Genomic DNA, 20,825 nt, shown 5'->3' with positions numbered 1-20,825 from the left:
TACCTGGGATGGAGTGAACACCTTGAAACGCTATCTGTTTATCATTTGTACCTGCATGCTGCTATGGACATCTGCTCTGTCTGCCGCTGTAGCCGCGCCGCTGGTGCCAGAGCAGCTCAAGCAAATGATCGCCCTCTCTAGCGATGCCTTGATTAGTAGTGGAGATAACAACTGGGAAGAAGTAGCTAAAGCGATCAGCAGCATGAAGAGCATCTGGGAAGGCAATTCGGAAGAAACCTCCGCAGATGCACAAGCATTGACGCAAGCAATCGTGGAAGCAGAGCAAGCCCTTGCCCAAGCGAAAGCGAATCCTGACACTGCAAAAACAGCCATCTCCAATCTGGCAAAAGCAACGGACCGTTATGTCTCGTCCAAAGAAGAAGGCGGTCAGCCAAAAGAACGCGCACACAAGCAAATTGCGGCATTGCTACCGCTCTTGCAAAACAGCATGACAGCCATCACGGAAGGCGATCTGGCGAAAGCCAAGCAATCGTACAACAGCTTCGTCACTGGCTGGTACAAGGCAGAGGGTCTTGTTCGAGCGGAAAATGCCGCAATCTACGGGGATATGGAAATCAAAATCAGCAGTGCACGCATTGCCTTGAATACAGAACCACCAGACCCTAAAAAGAGCGCAGAGAAAGTACAGGCACTCATTACTACCGTGGACAATTATTTGTCAGGAAAAGCAGTCCAACAGGCCGCTGCCAATCCTTCTTCTGAGCAGCCCACCATCTCGACTCTACTGGAACTCCTTGCATCGGTAGAAACAGATATCGCCAATCAGGATGCAACCGCTGCTTCTGACAAAATGGAGACCTTTATCACCTCTTGGCCCTCTGTAGAAGGCGTGGTCATGACTAAATCGCAAGCTACCTACAGCAGTATCGAAGCCAAGATGGTCGCCGTCCCGACACTCATCCTGTCCAATCCCCCGCAATGGGAAAAGGCGACGGCTTATCTTGCGGAAATGAAGACAGAGCTGGCGCCATTTGCGACAGCATCCTCGTACACCGCTTGGGATGCGGGACTCATCTTGTTCCGCGAAGGACTGGAGGCTATCTTGATCATCGTCTCTCTGCTTACTGTCCTGAACAAGTCAGGTAATGCCGACAAGCGCAAATGGATCTGGTCTGGGTCCATTGCAGGGATCGTAGTTTCCGCCATTCTTGCCGTCATCCTCAGTTTCGTTTTCTCCAACCTCTCCACAGGCAACTCGCGAGAAACGATTGAGGGAGTAACCGGACTGATTGCCGTCTTCTTTATGGTAACGATCGGTGCCTGGTTGCATAAGAAGTCCAATTTGCAGGCATGGAATCAATTTGTCGAGAAATCTATCGGCTCTTCTTTGGCAAAAGGAGCTCTATGGTCACTCTCATTCACCGCCTTTCTCGCTGTCGCCCGCGAAGGGGCAGAAACGATTATCTTTTATATGGGGATGGCCGCTACGATCTCCATGACAGACCTGGCGATTGGCATTTTGAGCGCGCTTGTCGTCTTGGCCGTGATTGGCTTGGTCATCATCAAGCTCAGTGCACGCATTCCGGTGCGTCCGTTCTTTTTTGTAGCCAGCCTATTACTCTACTACATGGCGTTTAAATTCGTCGGCGTCAGCATCCACGCTTTGCAGGTGACGGGAAGCTTATCTGCACACAGCAGCGATTACTTGTTGTATGCACCGACTCTCGGCATTTACGCGAGCTGGGAAACGACGATCCCGCAATTGATCATACTCGTGATCGTTCTTTTCAATTTGTTCCTGTATTCGCGGAAAAAAGCAGCCACTCCGATTCCGCGGGTGAACTAAAAGAGTGAAAACCTGAAAAACGCAGCTCCTTCAGAAGGGCTGCGTTTTCTTGTAAACCCCGATATTATTTTTGGCAATCATTCTTTATCGCAAGTTCACATTTTTTCTGTTATCGTTAAATTTTTATGGGGAAGTTATGTTACCATATTACAGGTGTAACCTTCTTTTTACATTTTCCGTCATTAGAAGGTACAAGATTCGATATTAGGATAGGGGTTAGATATGGGGGCAACATCAAATTCTGTTAAAGTTGACGTCAAAACAACGCCACGCGTTCGACAAAATATGGTCTACCTTTTAGTGAAGCAGCTTCGTCCACATCAATGGACGAAAAACCTGCTTGTCTTTGCTGCCTTGCTATTTTCCTTGCACAAAGTAAGTCCAGATGTCATTGGAAAATCAGTGCTGGCCTTCCTGCTGTTTTGTTTTGTATCCGGCTGTGTCTACATCCTCAATGATTTTGTCGATATCAAAAATGACCGAAATCACCCGGAGAAACAGTTCCGGCCCATGGCTTCTGGTGCATTGCCGCCAGCGCTCGCATTAGCATTCGGTGCGTTTTTGCTCCTGGGTTCCCTTTTTAGTGCTTATTACTTTGACCGATTATTCGCGCTCGTACTGCTCGTTTACTTTGTGCTCAACGTCGCTTACTCGTTGAGGCTGAAGCATGTGGTCATTCTGGACGTCATGATTATTTCAGCCGGTTTTGTTTTGCGTGCCATCGGTGGAAGTCTGATGATCCAAACACCGTTCACCCCGTGGTTTTTGCTCTGTACGATGCTGCTCGCACTGTTCTTGGCCATCAGCAAACGTCGCCACGAGTTGATTTTGTTACAACAGGATAAGGGAACACATCGCAAAGTGCTCGACAGTTATTCCTCCGAATTGTTGAATCAGTTGAATACGATTGTTACGACCATGACGATCATCAGCTATTCCTTGTTCACTTTTACATCAGGACGCACGATTCACTTGATGTGGACCATTCCGCTCGTGATCTTTGGTATTTTCCGTTACCTGTATTTGATCACCGTCGCAGGCCAGGGCGGCAGTCCGGAAAAAGTTTTGTTGCAGGACAAGCCAATTCTCATTACGGTGTTCCTGTATGTCGTCATGGTGGCCGGGATTATTTACGTATTTGAATTTAAATAAGGAAGTTCAAAAGGTCGGCTTTTGAACTTGAATTTCCTTGCACAGATAGGTTGTGGATCAGGCTATGCCATCAATTGTTCTAATCATCATTTCCGTGGTCCTCAGTGCGTGTGGACAAGTCGCGATGAAGATGGGCGCATCCTCGCTCTCCAGCAACAGTGACATGCTGCTACTGAAGTTCCTGCACTATTTCACGAACCTGCCGATTATGGTGGGACTTGCGCTTTACGGACTTTCTGCGTTTATCTGGATTGCTGCGCTGGAAAAGGTGCAGCTCTCCTATGCTTATCCCATGGCAGCACTCGGATACGTGTTGGTAGCTGTGCTGTCCTTCTTGATTTTCAACGAACCGTTGTCCCTTACACGTATTGTCGGTCTGGCGATTATCGTCGTGGGCGTCGTCGTCATTTCCCAGTCGTAATCATCACGTAGAGGAGTTTTATCATGTTATATGCGGTAGCGTCGTTCATCGGCTGGCTTGTGTCCGGCATAACCAAATTTTTGATTAATTACCTCCGTTTTGGGTCCCGGGCCAAAGAAATGGTCGGGAACGGCGGGTTTCCCAGCACGCACACAACTGTCATGGTCACGACTGTGTTTCTGATAGGTTTGCAGGAGGGCTTTACTCATCCTGCATTCGGGCTGGGTGTGGCTGTGACGTTTATTGTGATCATCGATGCGACTGGATTACGCAGAGCGGTAGGAAAACATGCAGAGGCACTCAACAAGCTCGCAAAGGAACATCCGGACGTGTTTCCCGCCAAACCTTTGCGCGAAAGCATGGGACATACCAGATGGGAAATTGCCGGGGGTCTGGTGCTCGGGGTACTGCTTGCGACCGTATTGCATCTGCTGGCAGCGAACCTCCCTAACCTCATTGGCTAGTAGATTCGTAGACAGGAGATTATATTCATGAATAACCGTACAGCTACGTACTCGTTCCTGCTTGGGACGGCTTTGCTATTGTTTATGGCTACGATTGTGCTTAGCACATCGGTTTTATTTTTGTTCGGTGTATCCGTGACGGCCGTCAACTTTTGGATTGGCCTCGTTGCGGCTTTGGCTGCGATGGGCGGGATGGTGTCAGTCTTCGTAAGTTCACGTCGTCGGGCCTGGTTTTTCTCCCTGTTAGCTGGACTGGTGATTGTTTCAGGCATCAGCTACTCCATCAGTGCCAATACGTATGATCTCTCTTTTGACGGTCAAACGTATCATCAAGAAGCAATCGTGAAGATAACCAACGGCTGGAATCCGGTTCGTGACCAGCCCATCCTCAAGCCTTCTGGTTCAAAAGAAGTGGAGGAGATGGATAATAAAGAGGTTCTCTCAGCCTTTCACCTTTGGATCAATCATTACGCCAAAGGTCCTTGGATGCTCGATGCAGTCATGTATAAACTGACCGGTCAGATCGAGGTTAGCAAAATATTTAACCTGTTGTTGATTGCATCGTCCTTTTTCCTGACGCTCGCTGCCATCCGGACCGCTTTCCCAGAGAAAAAAGGGGCGGCGATTGCCTTCGCGCTACTCGCAGCGTTCAATCCCGCGGTGATCACGCAATCGACCTCCTTCTATATTGACGGACAGCTCGGCTCACTCGTGCTCATCATCTGCGCTCTCGGCTATCTGCTGTATAAGCGCTACCATGTGTGGACGCTACTAGCGCTATGCGCAACGCTCATGCTGCTGGCGCAGATCAAATTCACAGCATTGGGGTATGCTGGATTGCTCGGCTTGGCTATTCTCGTGCTCTTCTTTTTCTACGATCGCCGTCAGCACATCAAAAGCATGCTCGTGTGGCTTTCGATTAGTCTGGTTATCACGGTAGGGGTTGTCGGGTACAATCCGTATGTCACCAACACGCTAGCGAAGGGGCATCCGTTTTATCCGTTGGCGGGCAAAGGTGCCGTTGATATCATGACCTCGAACAGCCCGCATGGCTTCAAAGACAATACGAGCACAGAAAATCTGGCTATCTCCTTATTTTCTAAATCGGAGAACATCGCAACACCCCATAGCCCTACATGGAAGGTGCCATTTACGGTCACCTTGAAAGAGCTCGCAGTGTTCTACTCTCCTGACGTGCGTGTAGCCGGATTCGGGCCGCTTTTCGGAGGGGCTGTGATTGTCACATGCCTGATTCTCGTCGCCTTGCTTTTGGGGACTCATCGAAAAAAAGCGGCACCTTTCTTGTGGATCAGTCTGGCGCTCTTCGTGACCGTACTCATTAATCCGGAAAGCTGGTGGGCGCGCTATGTTCCGCAGCTCTGGTTGATTCCGCTCTTGATTGCGTTGGCAGTCTGGGATGTCCAGAAGGGCTTTTTCCGCCATGCGGGCAAGGTTCTGGTCGTCATTTTACTCGCCAATATGGTGATGGTAAATGCTTCTCATATCATTGGACAGTCTGGCGCCAATGCATTAGTTAAAAGGCAGCTTGAAGAGATTAAGGCGAGCAACAAAACGCTGGTCGTAGACTTTCACCATTTCAACGCAGTAAAAGTACGTCTGCAAGAAGCGGGCATTCCTTTCGTCGAGCAAAAGCTGGATAAAGGCGAAGAGGTCAAAGGATTTATGACTACGCGTGCCGTTTACCTGTTGAAATAAAACATAGAAGGGGCGTCTCTAAGTCGGGAAATCGACTTTTGAGACAGCCCCTTTTTATATCTAAGTGTGTGTAATGGACGAGACATCAGCTTGCACAAATGTAAAAATTTTCATAATGTTCATTGGGAAACTATGGTAGAGTTTACTTGTATTGATTATCCAGAAGGGAGTGTGCATCATGCCTGTTGAAACATTCAAAGCAACTGCACATCTACAGAAGGGAATGGTTGTGAAGGCCAGTTCCAGAAATTTCGAGATAACCATCGATGAACCGAAAAGCTTGGGAGGAACGGATACTGGGATGAATCCCGTTGAACTGGTACTCTCCGCATTAGGCGCATGCCAATCTATCGTTGCCAGAGTATATGCCAGAAAGTTTAACGTTCAACTCGACGATTTTTGGGTGGAAGTCGAAGGCGATCTCGATACAGATGGCTTCATGAACAAATCTGATGTTCGACGCGGGTATTCTGAAATCCGATACACCTTTCATATCAAAACGGATGCTCCTAGAGAGCAGGTAGAGTCTTTTGTGGAGTTTTTGGAACAGACATGCCCCGTTGGAGATACGATTGCGAATCCTGTCACTCTTAAATTAAACGGTATTGTTATTGAAAAGCCGAGTGAGCTAAAGGCAAATGATTAAAATAAGGCTCCCAATTGGGAGCCTTTGTCGTATTTTTGATTTTTACATAAACACAAAGTAAATGACCGCTGCCAGCACCAAGCGATAAATCGCAAACGGTGTCAGCTTGATGCGGTTAATCAGCTTCAAGAAGAAACGGATCGACAGAAGCGCGAACACAAACGCACTAATAAAACCGACGACGAAAAACGGAATGCTGTCCATCGTAATCGCATCCCAGCGCTTCAACAGCGACAAAAAGCTCGCGCCCGCCATGATCGGCACCGCCATAATAAACGTGAAGTCTGCCGCCGCCCGATGGCTCATGCCCAACAGTACGCCCCCCGAGATCGTGGAACCCGAACGGGAAAAGCCAGGCCACAGGGAGAAGCATTGAATAAGTCCGACCAGAAACGCTTGCTTGTACGTAATTTGGTCAACCGACTCGATCTTGGCACGCCTTGGTCTGAACCAATCCGCAGCCAACATGAGCAGAGCGCCCAGCACCAGACCGACTACCACGGTCTTCGTCGAGAACAAATACTCATCGATGTAGTCGTCAAACAGAACACCCAGAATCCCCGCAGGAATCAAACCAACAATGACCGTAGCCAAATTCAGCCGAGGTCCTGCCTGAACCTCACGCTTACCCACCAGTCTGTTGAGGCCGAGCAAGCTCATGAACCGATCCCACATCAGTACGACAACAGCTAGAATCGAGCCGAGCTGAATGACAATCTTGAAGGTGTTCGCCACTTCTGGTGAAAACATCTCCTTCGTTTGGAACAAAAAGTCATCCACGATGATCATGTGACCCGTAGAGGAAACAGGGGCAAACTCAGTCAAACCTTCTACTAGCCCCAGCACAATCGCGACAAAAGCTTCCCAGAGACCCAAAAATTCCACGCTCCTATGAATGATGTCCAAAATCAATATGTAGCAGCCGCCCTGTAAAAGAGCAGACTACTGCTTCTAGCATTATAACGTTCATCTCCGGTACAAAGTTACATCATGATAGAAAAACATTCTAGCAAATCCAGGATGGGTTGTCCCCACAGTGATAGCCATCTTGCTTTTCCATATTCATTTTTACCTTGCAAGATGTGAATCGAAAAGCCGCGCTGGAAGAAGCGAATTTCCAGTCAAGCGCCTCTGGAGCCCGACCCAGCTTCTGAATAAATGGCGGGGAATTTCAGCTTTTATTACATACAAAAACGCATCCGCGCTTTCAGGTTTGAAGCTCTCCCGTCATTTATTCAGAAGCGGACAGTCAATCACCACTTGCGGGGCGTAGGCCGATGCGTAGACTGGAAATTCGCTTCTTCCTTCCACTACAGCCCCTACCGATTCACATATTGCAAAGTCCCTTCCCCCATGTCACCTAGTCGCCAAAGTGCGATTTTCTCAATACCCGCTTTCTTGGCGACCGCAACCCATTGAGACAGCGTTTCTTCATCCGCATACCAAACCGTGTGCTTTTGTCCGTCTTCACCCATATAGTCGAAGTACAAACTGCCACTCGCTTTATCCCGCTTTGGCGGCTCAACACTGGACACAGCAAGGTCTGCTGCCTGTTTTTCCGTCACAGCCGTCACTTTTCCATCACTAGCCCAATCAAATCCGCCTACAGAGAGGGCCATGACTTTGTCACCCGGCACCTTTTTCATTCGATTGGCGAGCTGCTCAATAAATGCATGATCGGCTTTGGGACCTGGCTCTGTATTCGTACCGTACAAATTATAAGCCATCATGACGTAAGTAGGGCCCTTTGGCAATGCCAAGTCTTCAATCGGCGCGCGCGGCTCCAATACGATGCGAAGCGACTTTCCCTCCTGCTCCATATGCTGATACAAGGTATGGATAAAAGTAAGGAAGTTGTCCCAGTCTTTCTCGTCAATTCTCTCATAATCGATTTCTAAACCTTGAAAACCATTCTGGATCACGGCATTCTTGATCTCCATAATGTGCTTGGTACGGCTTGCATCAGTCGCCATAAGCCGGCTGACAATCGACGGGTCCTTTTGAACCTGCGTACCATCACTGTTAAGACGATCATTCACAATGGTCAAATCGAGATCGACATAGCTGCCCTGCTTCGATGCTTCCTTGATCGCAGGCATCGCCTTGGTCATGCGGTCAGTAAAATGCAGCTTGTCATTTTCATCAAAATACGCCGCGAAAACTTGCACACTGGACAAGCCATCCGTCATCCTGCGGAAATCCTCCAAACCGGATTCCCACTGCCAATCTACCACCCAGGCAGTCAATTCCGTTGTGTTGTTGGCTGCATCTACACTCTCCAAGCCATCGGTATCATTCCATTTCATCATGTACCACACGAGGGTGATACACACTATTATCAGAAGAACAGTCAAAATGATCGATCGTTTCTTGATGTTTGACACCTTACACTGATCCCCCTTGTTTCGGATTTAAAAGGTGTCGATGACCCAGTCCATTGTGGAAGAAAAAGCTATCTTGATCGAACTGACGACTCCTGCAAGCCCTGTCTGCACATTACTAAACAGCGTCTGCTGCTCACCATTCGGTTGGGCCAAGGACTCTATTTTTACGTCCGCAAACACCCCGTCATAAATATCGTCCTTTTTGTTCCCTTCACTATAGGCCGCTTCCAATGCAACACCACCACTACTAATGCTTGGGTCGATCTGTTGCTTATCCAAAAGCGGTGTCTTGTCCACGGAAACACTGAGACGGTCGCCTTGAACAGTCATTTCGAATGGACGCGTATTTTTAATGTTGATCGGGTATTTTTCCAGCTCGGGAGCACCAGACTCCCCTTGCTCTCTCGTATAAACAGAGGCACGGTCGAAGGTCAAATCCTCAGGATTCCAAATCACTTGGCTCAATTCCGTCTTGAAAAGCTCCTGAACTTCTCCTTTTTCCTTCTTCTGCTCGACGCGCAGCTCATTATCATGCAGAACGACCCGTACAAAGCTGCCTTTTTCCCGATCATAACGCAAATAAATGGACTGCTTGCCGATTACATTCCCTTCCAGCTTGGCAGAAAGCTTGATCTCCTTCTGGCTGTCACTGTTTTTTAAATATAACATGCCAGAGCCAGCAGCTGGAGAGGTCAGGACGATCTGATCCTCCATAAATTGCGCGGCGCCACCGAGACGATCCCACTCTTTGGCCTGCTCATCATCGCCGCGAGCGAAGCGAATCTTTTCGTCGGTGTCTTTTTGGATACGCATCAACAAATGATTCGTGTACCAGTAAGGCTCTGGCTGCACGCGGGTCAGGTCGTACAGATCACCCTCGCTGTCGTTGTAGGCGGTTCCTTCCCGGTTAAAGTGCATCGTAAAATACTTTTTGATATTCGCGTCGTTCGCATCCGCTACCAGGCGATTCATGCCGCCATACAGGGTGTTCGCATGCATGATCATATAGGCACCTGGGACAAAGCCCAATTGATCCATATATGTATCATTCATCAGCTTGTAGTCTTTGTTCATTCTCGCTTCCATCTTGCTTCTGTCTTCAATCGGGATCATATTGCTGTCACGGATAAAGTCCATCAAGTAGTGGTTATAGTAGCCCACCTTTGTTTTATTCGTTAATTCACTCTCATCCTTTACCCCGATGAAATTGCCCTGATCATCAAACACATTGATATACGTCAACCGATAGCCATTGGAACCGAGCTCCCAGAAGCCATTTTCCATCATTTTTTTCAAGTCTTCCGGCTGCAGGAATTTGTTCTCGCTGTTTCCCATTTTGTTGCCGTAAGACAATGCCGTTGCTTTAAAGTTGTACTTCTCCAAAAGCGGTTGGGCAAACAAGCTCGAATCGTTGCGGCCATCTTCAAAAACCAAAAACAGTGCCTTGTCAGGAAGTGGCTTCTTTTTCTTGTAAAAGTCCAAGATATCTTGTTGCGAGATCGTTTGATAGCCCTGGTCATACAACGCCTGCAGCTGCTCGTCCAATTGCTTCTTGGCTACTAATTTCGGTGTACCCGAACGACCTACGCCAAAATAGGAGATGGCGATAAAGCCTTTGTCATTCGTCCAGCTCGCTTTATTCGGCTCCTCGTACTTCTTCCAATCAAATACGGCATTATATAACATGACACCCAGAACGACTAAGATAGCGACCTGGATCAGCGTCTTGATGAATTTATTGCGATCTTTTTTCCGATAGTCCAAGACATCGCTCGTCGTTTTCCCCATAACTCCTGACACCCTCACTCCCTTTGTCTTTCCCTCTTAAAATGGCAGCCCAAAGCCTTTTTTGTTCTTCTTTCGGGCTTCTTTTTTCAATCTCGCTTCGACGTCCTGCGGTGTTTCTCGCGTACCCCAAGTAGATTTCCAGAATGTCACCCAAGCCACAGGCATCTGCCACAACAACACCAGCTCATAAAACACACAAAAGACAATCCCGAAAACCCATAGCTTGCTTCTACGGAAAAACAGATGGGCCAAGCTCATTAAGAGCGCCATCAACAGCAAGCCCATTAAAAACGTACCCGGGAAAATATGATAAACGAGCGGAACGTATCCGAGGTTGTACAGTACGATGACAGGAGCAGCGATAGGAACAATCAGACCAATGTAAAAGAAGATCGCCATAAAAGGCTCCTTGCGCCAAATAAAGCCGCTGGCACGCAAAGATTCCCTCAACCACGAACGCTTCCAGCGCATCTGCTGCTTCAAAAATACGTTCATGTCTGACGGCACAATCGTCGAGCAAATTGCAGAATCCTGATAGCCTGTCCGATGGGTTCGCAAAATAAAGTTGGTCATGCTTCGGTCATCGCCAAAAGTGGCGGGCTGCCCGAGAAACTTCTGATTCAGCCATGCTTCAGAATGCTGCAAAATCAATTCCTTGCGATAGCAAGACAACGGCCCAGACAAGCAAGTGACACTGTCAAACCACGACTCAGCCGCCTTCATGATGCGAAAAGCAATGTAGTAACGAACCGTTTGGAGCTTGGTGATCGCGTTGGTGAACTTGTTTTCCACATCCGTACGCCCTGCGACACCACCCATTTTCGGGTCTTGAAAAGGTTGTACGAGGTTGCGAATCGCAGTCGGTTCCAAAAAACTATCCGAATCAACGAAGACAACCAAATCGTGCTTGGCCATTTCCACACCTTTTACCAAAGCGACCCGTTTCCCGCCGTTTTCAGAAAGAATGTGCATCTTCACGCGTTCACGAGTCATATAGCGTTCGGCCTCGTTATGAATCATATCGATGACCTTTTGAATCTCTTCTGCTGATCGATCCGTCGAGCGGTCATCTACCACGATGACCTCCAGCTTATCAATCGGGTAGTTCTGATTCACACAACTCAAAATCGTCCGGTGAATCCACTGCTCTTCGTTGAAACACGGAATAATGATGCTCACACCTGGTGTATAGTCCGGATTGACGGGAACCTCCCGATAAAGAGCACCGAATAAATACCGTGTCAGCAAAAAGGCAGCGGCAATCAAGCTGTACAAATACAAGTACATGTTGTATTTGAAATAAATCACGCTCTCCGCGCGCATGAGTACGATAAACGCCGCAGCAAAAAACAGGGAAGCACTTGCGATATAAATCGCGTATCCCCAGCGCTTTTTGCGAAAATACTCGGTCAGCGGTTTGGAAAACTCGAAGGCGAGCATGAACTTCTGACGCCCGTCCTCTTCCTGCGTAAACCAGCGAACGACAGTTGCATCCAGCTTCACCGTTGACTCATAGCCTTCTGGCATTGTACCTGGCGGGATTGTGCAATGAATCATAAGCACTTGTCCCACCTGGATGTTTTCCATCTCTGAATCTAGTTCAACTAATAGGCCAGTCGAAGAAATGTCGACGGCTCTGGCCTTGACTCCATCCTTGACCCGCTGTTTCTTGGTCAATAGCGTCACCGGGAAATCCGCCATATAGCGCAGACTCAGCATCCGAATGCGATTCAAATATTCCGGGTCCTCCAGCTGTCCTTGCTCATTCGTATCTTTAGCACCACGTCGGTCCACTTGGACACGAATTTTCTCCGGGTCTGGCACATTCGATAGCACGCGTCTCTCCGTTTTGGAAACCGTCAGTACTTCTTCAATTTTCTCTTTCTTTTTAGGCTTTATTTTCTCTATCAACTGTTTCATCACTGTCGCTCTCTCCCCTCCACTGCCTACAAGCTCCAGTAATGAAATCCACTGTTTTCAAAGTCAGCTTTGGAATAAGTCTCTTTTATATCGATCATGATTTTTGCTTCATTCTTGCCGTACATCGCGGCAAAATCAGCGGCTTCCATCTGGGCAAAGGGAGCATGCGGTACCGCTACAACCACAATGTCCAAGTCGTGGAGAGCCTTCATCTCTGACAGCTCGATGCCGTATTCCTCATATGCCTCCTGAGGATTTACCATCGGGTCTACGACCAATGGGTTGATCCCGTACTCCCTCAGTTCCTCAATGATATCCGTCACCTTGGTATTTCTGATATCTGCGCAATTCTCTTTGTAGGACAGTCCGAGTATGCCAATCCGTACATCCTTGAGGTCGAGCTTCGAACGAACGGCCTTTTTGATAATTTGTTGAGCGACATATTTCCCCATGCCATCGTTAATGTGTCTAGCCGCCAAAATGACGCGGGAGCGATAGCCACTGTCTTCTGCTTTGTACGTTAAATAGTAAGGGTCGATACCGATGCAATGCCCGCCGACCAAGCCCGGTGAAAAAGGGAGGAAGTTCCACTTGGTTCCTGCCGCTTGCAATACTGCTTTCGTCGGAATATCCATCTGGTTGAACAGCATCGCCAGCTCATTCATAAACGCAATATTGACATCCCGCTGAGCATTTTCAATGACTTTCGCCGCTTCCGCTACCTTGATGCTTTCCGCTCGATAAACGCCTGCCTTGATCACGAGCTCGTAGACGCTTGCTACGATTCCCAATGTTTCTTCATCCATCCCCGATACGATCTTGACGATGTTTTCCAAACGATTTACCTTGTCTCCCGGGTTGATGCGTTCAGGTGAATAGCCGATCTTGAAGTCTACCCCACAACGCAAGCCTGATTCCGCCTCCAGGATCGGCAAGCAGACGTCTTCGGTTGCCCCTGGATAAACAGTTGATTCAAAGACAACGATTGCCCCTTTTCTCAACTGTCTGCCCACCATGCGGGATGCACTTTCTACATATTTCAAGTCGGGGACATTCCCACTTTTGACCGGAGTAGGCACTGCCACGATAAAAAATCGCGCTTCCTGCAATCTATTTTCATCTGATGTGAATTCAATAGCGGTGTCACTCGTCAGCTCCTGATCCACATCATTATCATGAAAGTGTCCCTTTTGATAGGCTGCTACTTTCTCCTGGTTTACATCGAACCCGATCACAGAAGCACGTTTGGACAGTGCCATCGCAATCGGCAAGCCTACGTACCCAAGACCGACGACAGCCATTTTTTCTTTTCTCTCTACAATCCCTTCGTACAAATTCATAAGCTGGCCCCCTCTCCCTGTTCTATTTTGGCTTTATTGGCCAAACATCTCTGTCATGGGTACAAGCGTGTATCCTTTGCTTCTAAGCTGATCAATTACGATTGGTAACGCCTCTATTGTGTGAATGTCATCGAGCATGTGCAGCAGAATCACGCTTCCGCTCCGCGTCTGCTCCATAACGGTTTTGACGATATCGTCCGCACTCCGTTTCTTGTCGTAATCGGATGGCGTCACATCATAAATCGTAATATCCTCGTAACCCGTCGCTGCAATCGCCTTGAGTGTCTGTTCGTCAAACGCCCCAGTTGGTGGTCTGAAATACATCGTCGGCTTCTGCTGAATCGCTTCGGTAATGATCTGATGGGCTTTGACAATCTCTTTTTGTAATTCTTCCGGCGCAATTTTAGTATTTACCGGATGAGAATAGGTGTGGTTGGCTACATCATGTCCCGCTTCCACAATCGCTCTCGCCAAGTTTGGATTTCGCTCTACACCATCTGCGCGAAGGAAAAATGAAGCCTTTACTCCTTTTTTGTCCAGGATATCGAGAATCTTCGTAACCGTTTGATCCGTACCCCAATCATCGAAGGACAAGGCGACCATCTTCTTGTCTGTTTCTTTTCGATAGATGAGATTTGGCTTGGACTCGTAATACGCCGTATTCATTTTTGCTGCATCAAAACCCGGAATTTCTTGCAACTGCTTTCGCTCCCCGCCCTGTGCAATCAACTCGTGCAATGGGACGAATCTGTAACCGACATCAGTAGCTGCCTCTGCGAGAAGACGGATGTTTTCTACGACAGACTTGTTCTCCTCTGTATCCATCGCGATGATGCCGCCGCGATTCATATATTTTCTTAAGTAATGAATTTTTTGCTCCTCCGTCTCTTTTTGCCAATTGTGCAGAAACAGACTGGCGGACACGACCGCTTCTTGTCCATTATGCGCAGCTACCAATCGAAGATCGTCGGAGTAATCGCCCGACTTCGTTCTGATATACCGCGGTGTTTTGTCGGTCTCTCTTTTGATAACCTCATTAGCCAATTTGATATCTTCGTACATTTTCTCGTAAGATTGACCCTGCAAATCTGACTGGTTTAACGTGTTATTTTCAATTTCGTGACCTCTGGCGACAATTTCTCGCGCAATGTCAGGCTCTTCCGCTACTCTCATTCCTGGCATGAAAAAAGCGGCCTTGATGTGGTACTTGTCCAACTCCTCGAGCAGTCTTTTCATCGTGTCCTTATCTGCCATCCCATTAAAAGTAAGGGCAAGCTGTCTTTGCGTCGTGTAGACCATAGACACTGCCTTGCTCTTTTCCCCTTGGTAACGCTCGATTTTTTCAGGTTTGGCTGGCGCTGGGCCGTTATCTGCACCGTTTTCTTTCCCCTGAAACGGTGAACAGCCTGCCAACAATGCCACGATCGCTACCAGGGAGATCCAGTGAAATAATCGGAACGCACTGGCCCCTTTCTTATGACTAATCATGATTGTCCCCTTTTCATGTAGAAATGCCCTTTACGCATAAAAAAACGACTATTTCATCTGCGCAACAAGTAAAGTGTAATCAAACACTCTTCCGCAAAAATGAACATAGTCTGCCACTACACGCTAGACTAACATAACCACCTATACCAAACAACTTTATGAAGCGGTTTCATTTATGACAATTTATGGAAATGAAAAAAATCGCCTTCAAGACGCTATTTTCAAAAAAAAGACGAGCCTCATCGGGCCCGTCATTCGCTGTTACAGTTTGATCGCGATTAATTTTAGTTCCGTTAATTCCTCGACCGCATACTTGATCCCTTCGCGGCCAAAGCCACTGTCTTTTACTCCGCCATACGGCATGTTGTCTACGCGGAACGTTGGAATGTCGTTGATCATCACGCCTCCGACCTCCAGTTCTTCCGCTGCACGCATAGCCGCGTGAATGTCACTCGTATAGATGCCTGCCTGCAAGCCGAATCGGGAGTCATTGACCGCCTCAATCGCTTCGTCCATCGTCTCAAACGGTGTAACGACTACGATTGGACCGAATACCTCTTGGCAGGAGACGGCAACATGTGCGCCCACATTCGTCAGAATCGTAGGAGCAAAGAGGTTGTCACTGACAGCCTTCCCGCCAGTAACTACATGTGCGCCTGCTTCTACTGCTTCCTGTACCCATGCCCCCATGCGTTCATGATCCTTGGCGGAGATCACGGAGGACATGTCTGTCTCTTCGTTCAGCGGATCACCCAGCACGAGCTTTTCTGTGCCCGTCTTAAACTTCTCCAGGAACTCTTCGTACTTGCTCTGGTGAATATAAACACGTTGCAGCGAGATACACACTTGACCGCTAAAAGAGAAGGCACCCGTCACGCAACGATCAATCAACGCTTGCGTGATTTCCACGTTGTGGTCGATGATTACTGCGGAGTTGGAGCCAAGCTCCAAGGTCACGCGCTTGAGTCCCGCTTTGTTTTTCATCGCGATTCCAACCGCAGGGCTTCCCGTAAAGGTGATCGCGGCAATTCGGCTGTCACTGACCAGCTTTTCGCCTACGACTGCGCCTTTTCCAGGTAAAATATTGAGCGCTCCTGCTGGCAATCCTGCCTCTGCGAAAATATCGGCCAAGATCAGCGAGCTAAGCGGAGTCTGACTCGCTGGCTTCAGTACGACGGTATTTCCTGCGGCAATGGCTGGCCCGACCTTGTGTGCTACGAGATTAAAAGGAAAGTTAAAAGGCGTGATCGCGCCGACTACGCCAATCGGCTTACGTACCGTAAAAGCAAGACGTCCTTCACCACCCGGTGCTGCATCGAGCGGCACGGTCTCTCCGTGTATGCGCTTCGCTTCTTCTGCTGCGAACTTGTAGGTCTGGATTGTCCGAGCGATTTCTACACGACCCGTGCGAATTGGCTTGGCGGCTTCCTGTGCGAGGATGACCGCCAGTTCCTCCTTGCGTGCTTCCATAATCGCAGCGGCACCCTCCAGTATCAAGGCGCGCTGACTGGCTGGCATTTTTGCCATGACTTTGGCTGTTGCTTTGGCCGCCTTGATTGCCTCGTCGACGTCATGATCGTCTGCCTGAGCGATTTCAGCCAGCAGCTCCCCAGAATAAGGGGAGTAGAGTGGTGCGTATTCTTTTGCTTCTTTCCATTGTCCGTTGATGTAGAGATGCTTTTTCATGAGTATGGAGAACCCCCTCGGGCGTTTTAGTTCGTCACGTATTGGCTTTTCAGAACATCCGTCATAATGTCCAGTGCCTCTTCCAATTGCTCGTCTGTAATAACCAGTGGAGACAGGAAGCGCAGCACGTTGCTGTGGACGCCAGCAGAAAGCACGATGACGCCAGACTCGTAGCAGCCTTTGGTCAAGCCAGCAACGAGCTCTTTCGCTGGTTGTTTGGTGGTTGGATCGATAAATTCTACGGCGCACATCGCACCCAGTCCGCGCACCTCTGCGATCACAGGGAACTCTGTTTGCAACGCGTGGAAATGCGCCTTGATCTTGTCCCCGATCACCTGCGCACGACCAGATAAGTCTTCGCGCTCCATTTTTTCAATGACTGCCAATGCCGCTACGCAGCCAAGCGGGCTTCCTCCATAGGTACCGCCGATCTCACCAGGGTTTGGAGCGTCCATGATTTCGGCGCGTCCCGTAACCGCAGAGATGGGCAAGCCTGCCGCGATTGATTTGGACATGGTGATGATATCTGGCTCGATACCGAAATGGGTAGAAGCAAACATGGCACCAGTACGACCGAAGCCTGTTTGAATCTCATCCGAAATGAAGAGGATTTGATGCTTTTTACAAATGTTATAGACACCTTGAACGAAGGACACAGGTGGAACGATAAAGCCGCCTTCTCCCTGAATCGGCTCCATAATCACGGCAGCCACTTCTTCCGGTGCAACCTCAGTCAAGAGGAAGTCCTCGAACTGACGTACGCAGAATTGCGCGTACTCATCATCTGTCATGGATTCTGGCTTGTTTAATGGATACGGGAATTGCGCTTTATACGTAGCTGGAGCGAATGGACCCATCTGGAATTTGTACGGCTTCACCTTGGAAGTCAGTGACATGCCGAGAAGCGTTCGACCATGGAAACCGCGGCTAAAGGAAATGATGCCTGGGCGTCCTGTGTATTTGCGGGCGATTTTTACCGCGTTCTCTACTGCTTCTGCCCCGCTGTTTGCGAGCATCGTCTTCTTTTCAAAGCTGCCTGGCGTGATTTGCGTCAGCTTCTCAGCCAAGGCCACATATGGCTCATACATCCCTACATGGAAGCAAGGATGAATGTATTTGTCCAGCTGTGCTTTTAATGCCTCAACTACTTCCGGCGGGCAGTGTCCGGCATTCAATGTACCGATTGCTCCGGCAAAATCGATGTACGTATTGCCATCTACATCCGTAACCAAGGCACCTGAAGCTGACTCTACAAAAACAGGGGTATTGTTGCCGACACCTTTTGGAACGAACTGCTTTCTTTTTTCAATCAGGGCCGCTCCCTTTGGACCTGGCACACCAGCAGCTACGTTTACAAATTGACGTTGTTTGGACATATCGTTTCCTCTCCTCGTTCGAGATGGTATTAGTTGTATGGCTTGCTTGTAAACTCAACCACGATATGTAGCAATACCTATGCCAAACGCTAGAGCTTGATGAAATCGCGTTTCCGGCACTACGATCACATCAAATTATTCAAAAATGAATCAAAACACCCGAATGCTCGATTCATTTTTGAATAAACGATTCATTTTTGAATTACCTGGAACGAATCCGATATTTTTGTAGCTTCCGGACGACAGATGGCTGGCTAATGCCGAGAAACTCCGCGATTTCTCCCGTGGTCCGGCAGTGCTCCGATGCATAGCGCAGCCATTTTTCCTCTACCTGCTCCAATGCTTCGCGAAGCGACATCTTGGAAGTAGCCAGACTCGGCTCCATAGCTGCCTGCTCTTCCCCTGCCAACTTGATTTCTGCGGGCAAATGCTGAGAAGCGATCACCTCTTCGTCCGCTGTGACCACCATTCTCTCCAAGACGTTCTCCAGCTCGCGCACATTGCCGGGCCACTCGTACTGCATCAAGGCATGTGTTGCTGCAGGGTCCAAACGCTTGGCCATTCCGTATCGTTCATTGAGCGAGCGCAGGACGCGCTTCAGGAGAGCCGCGATATCCTCTGACCGATTTCGTAACGGCGGGACGTGGATCGGGACAACATTCAGGCGAAAATACAAGTCCTGTCGGAACTTCCCTTCCTTCACCATCTTCTCTAAATCGCGATTGGTGGCGGCAATCAAACGAAAATCCACGTCGCGGTACTGTGTGCTCCCAACGCGTTGCAACCGTTTTTCTTGAATCACCTTCAACAGCTTGGCCTGCAAGGTTAGCGGCAGTTCCCCCAGCTCGTCCAAGAGGAGAGTCCCTTGGTTCGCCATCTCGATAATCCCTTGCTTACCCTGCTTGGCGGCTCCTGTAAACGAACCAGCCTCATAGCCAAACAGCTCGGATTCCAGCAAGCCCTCCGGGATCGAGCCACAGTTGATCTCCACGAATTGCCCACCCGCACGACGGCTATTGCGATGAATTTCTTTCGCGATGACATTTTTCCCGACACCCGATTCCCCGAGGATCAAGACAGTCGAATCGACAGCCGCAACTTTTTTGATGAGACGCTCAATGGCTTGCATCGGCTGGCTCACGGCCACGAAGCCCTCCTGGTGCTTTTCGCGCAGCTCCTCAATCTCGGTTTCAAACTGCTTGAGCTGCTCTGTCAGACCTTCGTAACGCCGTTTCAATTCCATAATTTCAGTCAGGTCATGGGAATAGCTGATGATCGAATGCATGCTGCCGTCCTCGTTCCAGACGGGAAACGCCGTCACCATCAGCTTTCGGCCGCCGGGTATTTCCTGCATGATCGTCTGCGGCACCTTGGCATCCATGACTTTTCGCGTGACAGATGGAGAAAAGACTTTCCTTTTTTCCAGCTCGATGACGTTTTTGCCCAAGAGCTCTTGCTTTCCAATGCCGTATATTTCATAGGACGAATCGCCAACCAGCCGGATGTAGCCCTCAGGGTCCGTGATTAACAAATGATCCCGAGATGTTTCAACAATGGCCTCCAGTACGCGGCTCATCCACTTCTCCGTGCTCTCTTCTCTCTTCATCTCTTCGCCGCCTCTCACACGCCGCTGTGTCCGACCTGTGTTTATTTTTTCATTATAGAAAACAGCAAGAACAACGACAACCTATGAAAAATATGTAAAAATAATGATAATAGCAAGCCTTGCGAGATGGAAAGGATGGTAAGAATGACGCCCACAGTCGGAGACATCTACTGTGTTTTTGTCGAGAAGCTGCAAAAGTACGCAGCTTGCCAGGTCACATCGGTAGAAGAACCTGGCACGAGTAAAGCCAATTCGCTCATCAGTATCCTCGAGCTGGACTGAAAAAGAAGTAAAAAATGGGCTAGATTTGTCCATCACCAAGCCACGCAAGCCCGAATGGCTGGCCAATAATTTGACCAATCCGTTTCGCGATTGGGATGGCAGGGAGCACATCTCAACAACCCACGCCAACAAGGCTGCCAGTCTCTATAAAAAAATGAACACCTCGATCAGTGCGCTTGAAAAACAATGCAGTGAAGACGCTACGAATGCGGAAGAAATACAAACTGCTTTGCGTGCATTGGTCAAAGAGTACACAGAGACTTTCAACAAAATGGATCGCCGGACTGGCTTTATTGAAACGGTTGAGCGTGAAGAAATTTTCGTTGTGCTCGACGAGCTGCTTCAGTCGGCAAAACGAAATTTGGCTACTGCAGGTGTGGAAGTAGATGTGGACGAGCTTTTTGCTATTTTTGATCAGACGCGTGATTTTTGAGTGAGAAAAAAAACGCCGCCTCTCCTACAGGAAGGCGGCTTTTTGTGCTTAGGTATTCTTTTTGATTACCCACGTACTCATGCAACTGCGGGAATTAATCTTCTCAGCTCATTCGTGCGTTTTCTGCCGGTTGTCAAATACCATTGCGATGTTTCTTCAACTCCACTTCTACCTTCGCAAGGTATTACAATGTACAGAACCTGAAAGCACCTACAGCACTTTTGTGTGTATTTCCCAATGAACAAAAGGAACGTAATTGTATCGTACTTATCATAAAAAAAGCCATCCCTTAAAGGAATGGCTTCTTCATTCATTC

Annotated in this window: 18 protein-coding genes; 8 read left to right on the top strand and 10 right to left on the bottom strand. The window is 48.6% G+C overall.

Features of this window, described 5'->3' with window-relative positions; genetic code table 11:
* The first annotated feature begins 22 nt into the window (after positions 1–22).
* The 6 genes from ACM6JA_RS30135 to ACM6JA_RS30110 all read left to right on the top strand — a co-directional run bounded on the left by ACM6JA_RS30135 (position 23) and on the right by ACM6JA_RS30110 (position 6,206).
* Entirely contained in the window at positions 23–1,807 is a 1,785-nt protein-coding gene (locus ACM6JA_RS30135) for an FTR1 family iron permease (RefSeq protein ID WP_414855365.1), read from the top strand.
* A 222-nt stretch (positions 1,808–2,029) separates the two neighbouring features.
* Positions 2,030–2,959: a decaprenyl-phosphate phosphoribosyltransferase gene (locus tag ACM6JA_RS30130; RefSeq protein ID WP_007717841.1), complete on the top strand. Its 930-nt coding sequence runs from the start codon at positions 2,030–2,032 to the stop codon at positions 2,957–2,959.
* Positions 2,960–3,023: 64 nt separating this feature from the next.
* Positions 3,024–3,380 carry an SMR family transporter gene (locus ACM6JA_RS30125; protein ID WP_414855364.1) on the top strand — a complete coding sequence of 119 codons (357 nt, stop codon included), beginning with the start codon at positions 3,024–3,026 and terminating at the stop codon, positions 3,378–3,380.
* A gap of 23 nt (positions 3,381–3,403) precedes the next feature.
* The gene (locus ACM6JA_RS30120; protein WP_414855363.1) at positions 3,404–3,844 is read left to right on the top strand and encodes a divergent PAP2 family protein; all 441 of its coding nucleotides are present in this window, start codon (positions 3,404–3,406) and stop codon (positions 3,842–3,844) included.
* Positions 3,845–3,871: 27 nt separating this feature from the next.
* On the top strand, positions 3,872–5,560 hold the full coding sequence (locus ACM6JA_RS30115) for a hypothetical protein (RefSeq protein ID WP_414855362.1): 1,689 nt from the start codon (positions 3,872–3,874) through the stop codon (positions 5,558–5,560).
* Positions 5,561–5,738: 178 nt separating this feature from the next.
* Entirely contained in the window at positions 5,739–6,206 is a 468-nt protein-coding gene (locus ACM6JA_RS30110; RefSeq protein WP_173621327.1) for an OsmC family protein, read from the top strand.
* Positions 6,207–6,248: 42 nt separating this feature from the next.
* Here the strand turns inward: ACM6JA_RS30110 and ACM6JA_RS30105 are convergent, their stop codons facing one another.
* The 9 genes from ACM6JA_RS30105 to ACM6JA_RS30065 all read right to left on the bottom strand — a co-directional run bounded on the left by ACM6JA_RS30105 (position 6,249) and on the right by ACM6JA_RS30065 (position 19,794).
* Positions 6,249–7,082, bottom strand: coding sequence for an undecaprenyl-diphosphate phosphatase (locus tag ACM6JA_RS30105; protein WP_414855361.1), 834 nt, complete (start codon positions 7,080–7,082; stop codon positions 6,249–6,251).
* A 443-nt stretch (positions 7,083–7,525) separates the two neighbouring features.
* A complete protein-coding gene (locus ACM6JA_RS30100; RefSeq protein ID WP_414855360.1) occupies positions 7,526–8,590 on the bottom strand; it encodes a glycosyl hydrolase family 18 protein in 1,065 nt (354 codons plus the stop codon).
* Positions 8,591–8,617: 27 nt separating this feature from the next.
* Complete coding sequence (locus ACM6JA_RS30095) at positions 8,618–10,378, bottom strand: polysaccharide deacetylase family protein (RefSeq protein ID WP_414855359.1); 1,761 nt, start codon at positions 10,376–10,378, stop codon at positions 8,618–8,620.
* 36 nt (positions 10,379–10,414) lie between these two features.
* Entirely contained in the window at positions 10,415–12,298 is a 1,884-nt protein-coding gene (locus ACM6JA_RS30090) for a glycosyltransferase (protein WP_414855358.1), read from the bottom strand.
* A 26-nt stretch (positions 12,299–12,324) separates the two neighbouring features.
* Positions 12,325–13,638 (bottom strand): nucleotide sugar dehydrogenase, encoded by a 1,314-nt coding sequence (locus ACM6JA_RS30085; protein WP_414855357.1) that lies wholly within the window; start codon positions 13,636–13,638, stop codon positions 12,325–12,327.
* 33 nt (positions 13,639–13,671) lie between these two features.
* On the bottom strand, positions 13,672–15,126 hold the full coding sequence (locus tag ACM6JA_RS30080) for a polysaccharide deacetylase family protein (protein WP_414855356.1): 1,455 nt from the start codon (positions 15,124–15,126) through the stop codon (positions 13,672–13,674).
* A gap of 261 nt (positions 15,127–15,387) precedes the next feature.
* Positions 15,388–16,812, bottom strand: a complete 1,425-nt coding sequence (locus tag ACM6JA_RS30075; RefSeq protein WP_414855355.1) for an aldehyde dehydrogenase family protein — start codon at positions 16,810–16,812, stop codon at positions 15,388–15,390.
* Positions 16,813–16,838: 26 nt separating this feature from the next.
* Positions 16,839–18,188 (bottom strand): 4-aminobutyrate--2-oxoglutarate transaminase, encoded by a 1,350-nt coding sequence (gene gabT, locus ACM6JA_RS30070; RefSeq protein ID WP_007717871.1) that lies wholly within the window; start codon positions 18,186–18,188, stop codon positions 16,839–16,841.
* Positions 18,189–18,390: 202 nt separating this feature from the next.
* Positions 18,391–19,794, bottom strand: a complete 1,404-nt coding sequence (locus ACM6JA_RS30065; RefSeq protein WP_414855354.1) for a sigma-54 interaction domain-containing protein — start codon at positions 19,792–19,794, stop codon at positions 18,391–18,393.
* 135 nt (positions 19,795–19,929) lie between these two features.
* Here ACM6JA_RS30065 and ACM6JA_RS30060 point away from each other — a divergent pair, with 135 nt between their 5' ends.
* Complete coding sequence (locus ACM6JA_RS30060) at positions 19,930–20,076, top strand: hypothetical protein (RefSeq protein ID WP_414855353.1); 147 nt, start codon at positions 19,930–19,932, stop codon at positions 20,074–20,076.
* A gap of 25 nt (positions 20,077–20,101) precedes the next feature.
* A complete protein-coding gene (locus ACM6JA_RS30055) occupies positions 20,102–20,509 on the top strand; it encodes a hypothetical protein (RefSeq protein WP_414855352.1) in 408 nt (135 codons plus the stop codon).
* A 77-nt stretch (positions 20,510–20,586) separates the two neighbouring features.
* On the opposite strand, the gene ACM6JA_RS30050 is transcribed toward ACM6JA_RS30055, so the two are convergent.
* A partial coding sequence (locus tag ACM6JA_RS30050) for a hypothetical protein (protein ID WP_414855351.1) occupies positions 20,587–20,825 on the bottom strand: 239 nt, incomplete at its 5' end.

Origin of the sequence: Brevibacillus sp. IT-7CA2 (assembly GCF_949767855.1) — a bacterium.
GTDB lineage: Bacteria > Bacillota > Bacilli > Brevibacillales > Brevibacillaceae > Brevibacillus.
Note: the sequence above shows the minus strand (reverse complement) of the source record. Positions and strands in the feature narration are given on the sequence as shown.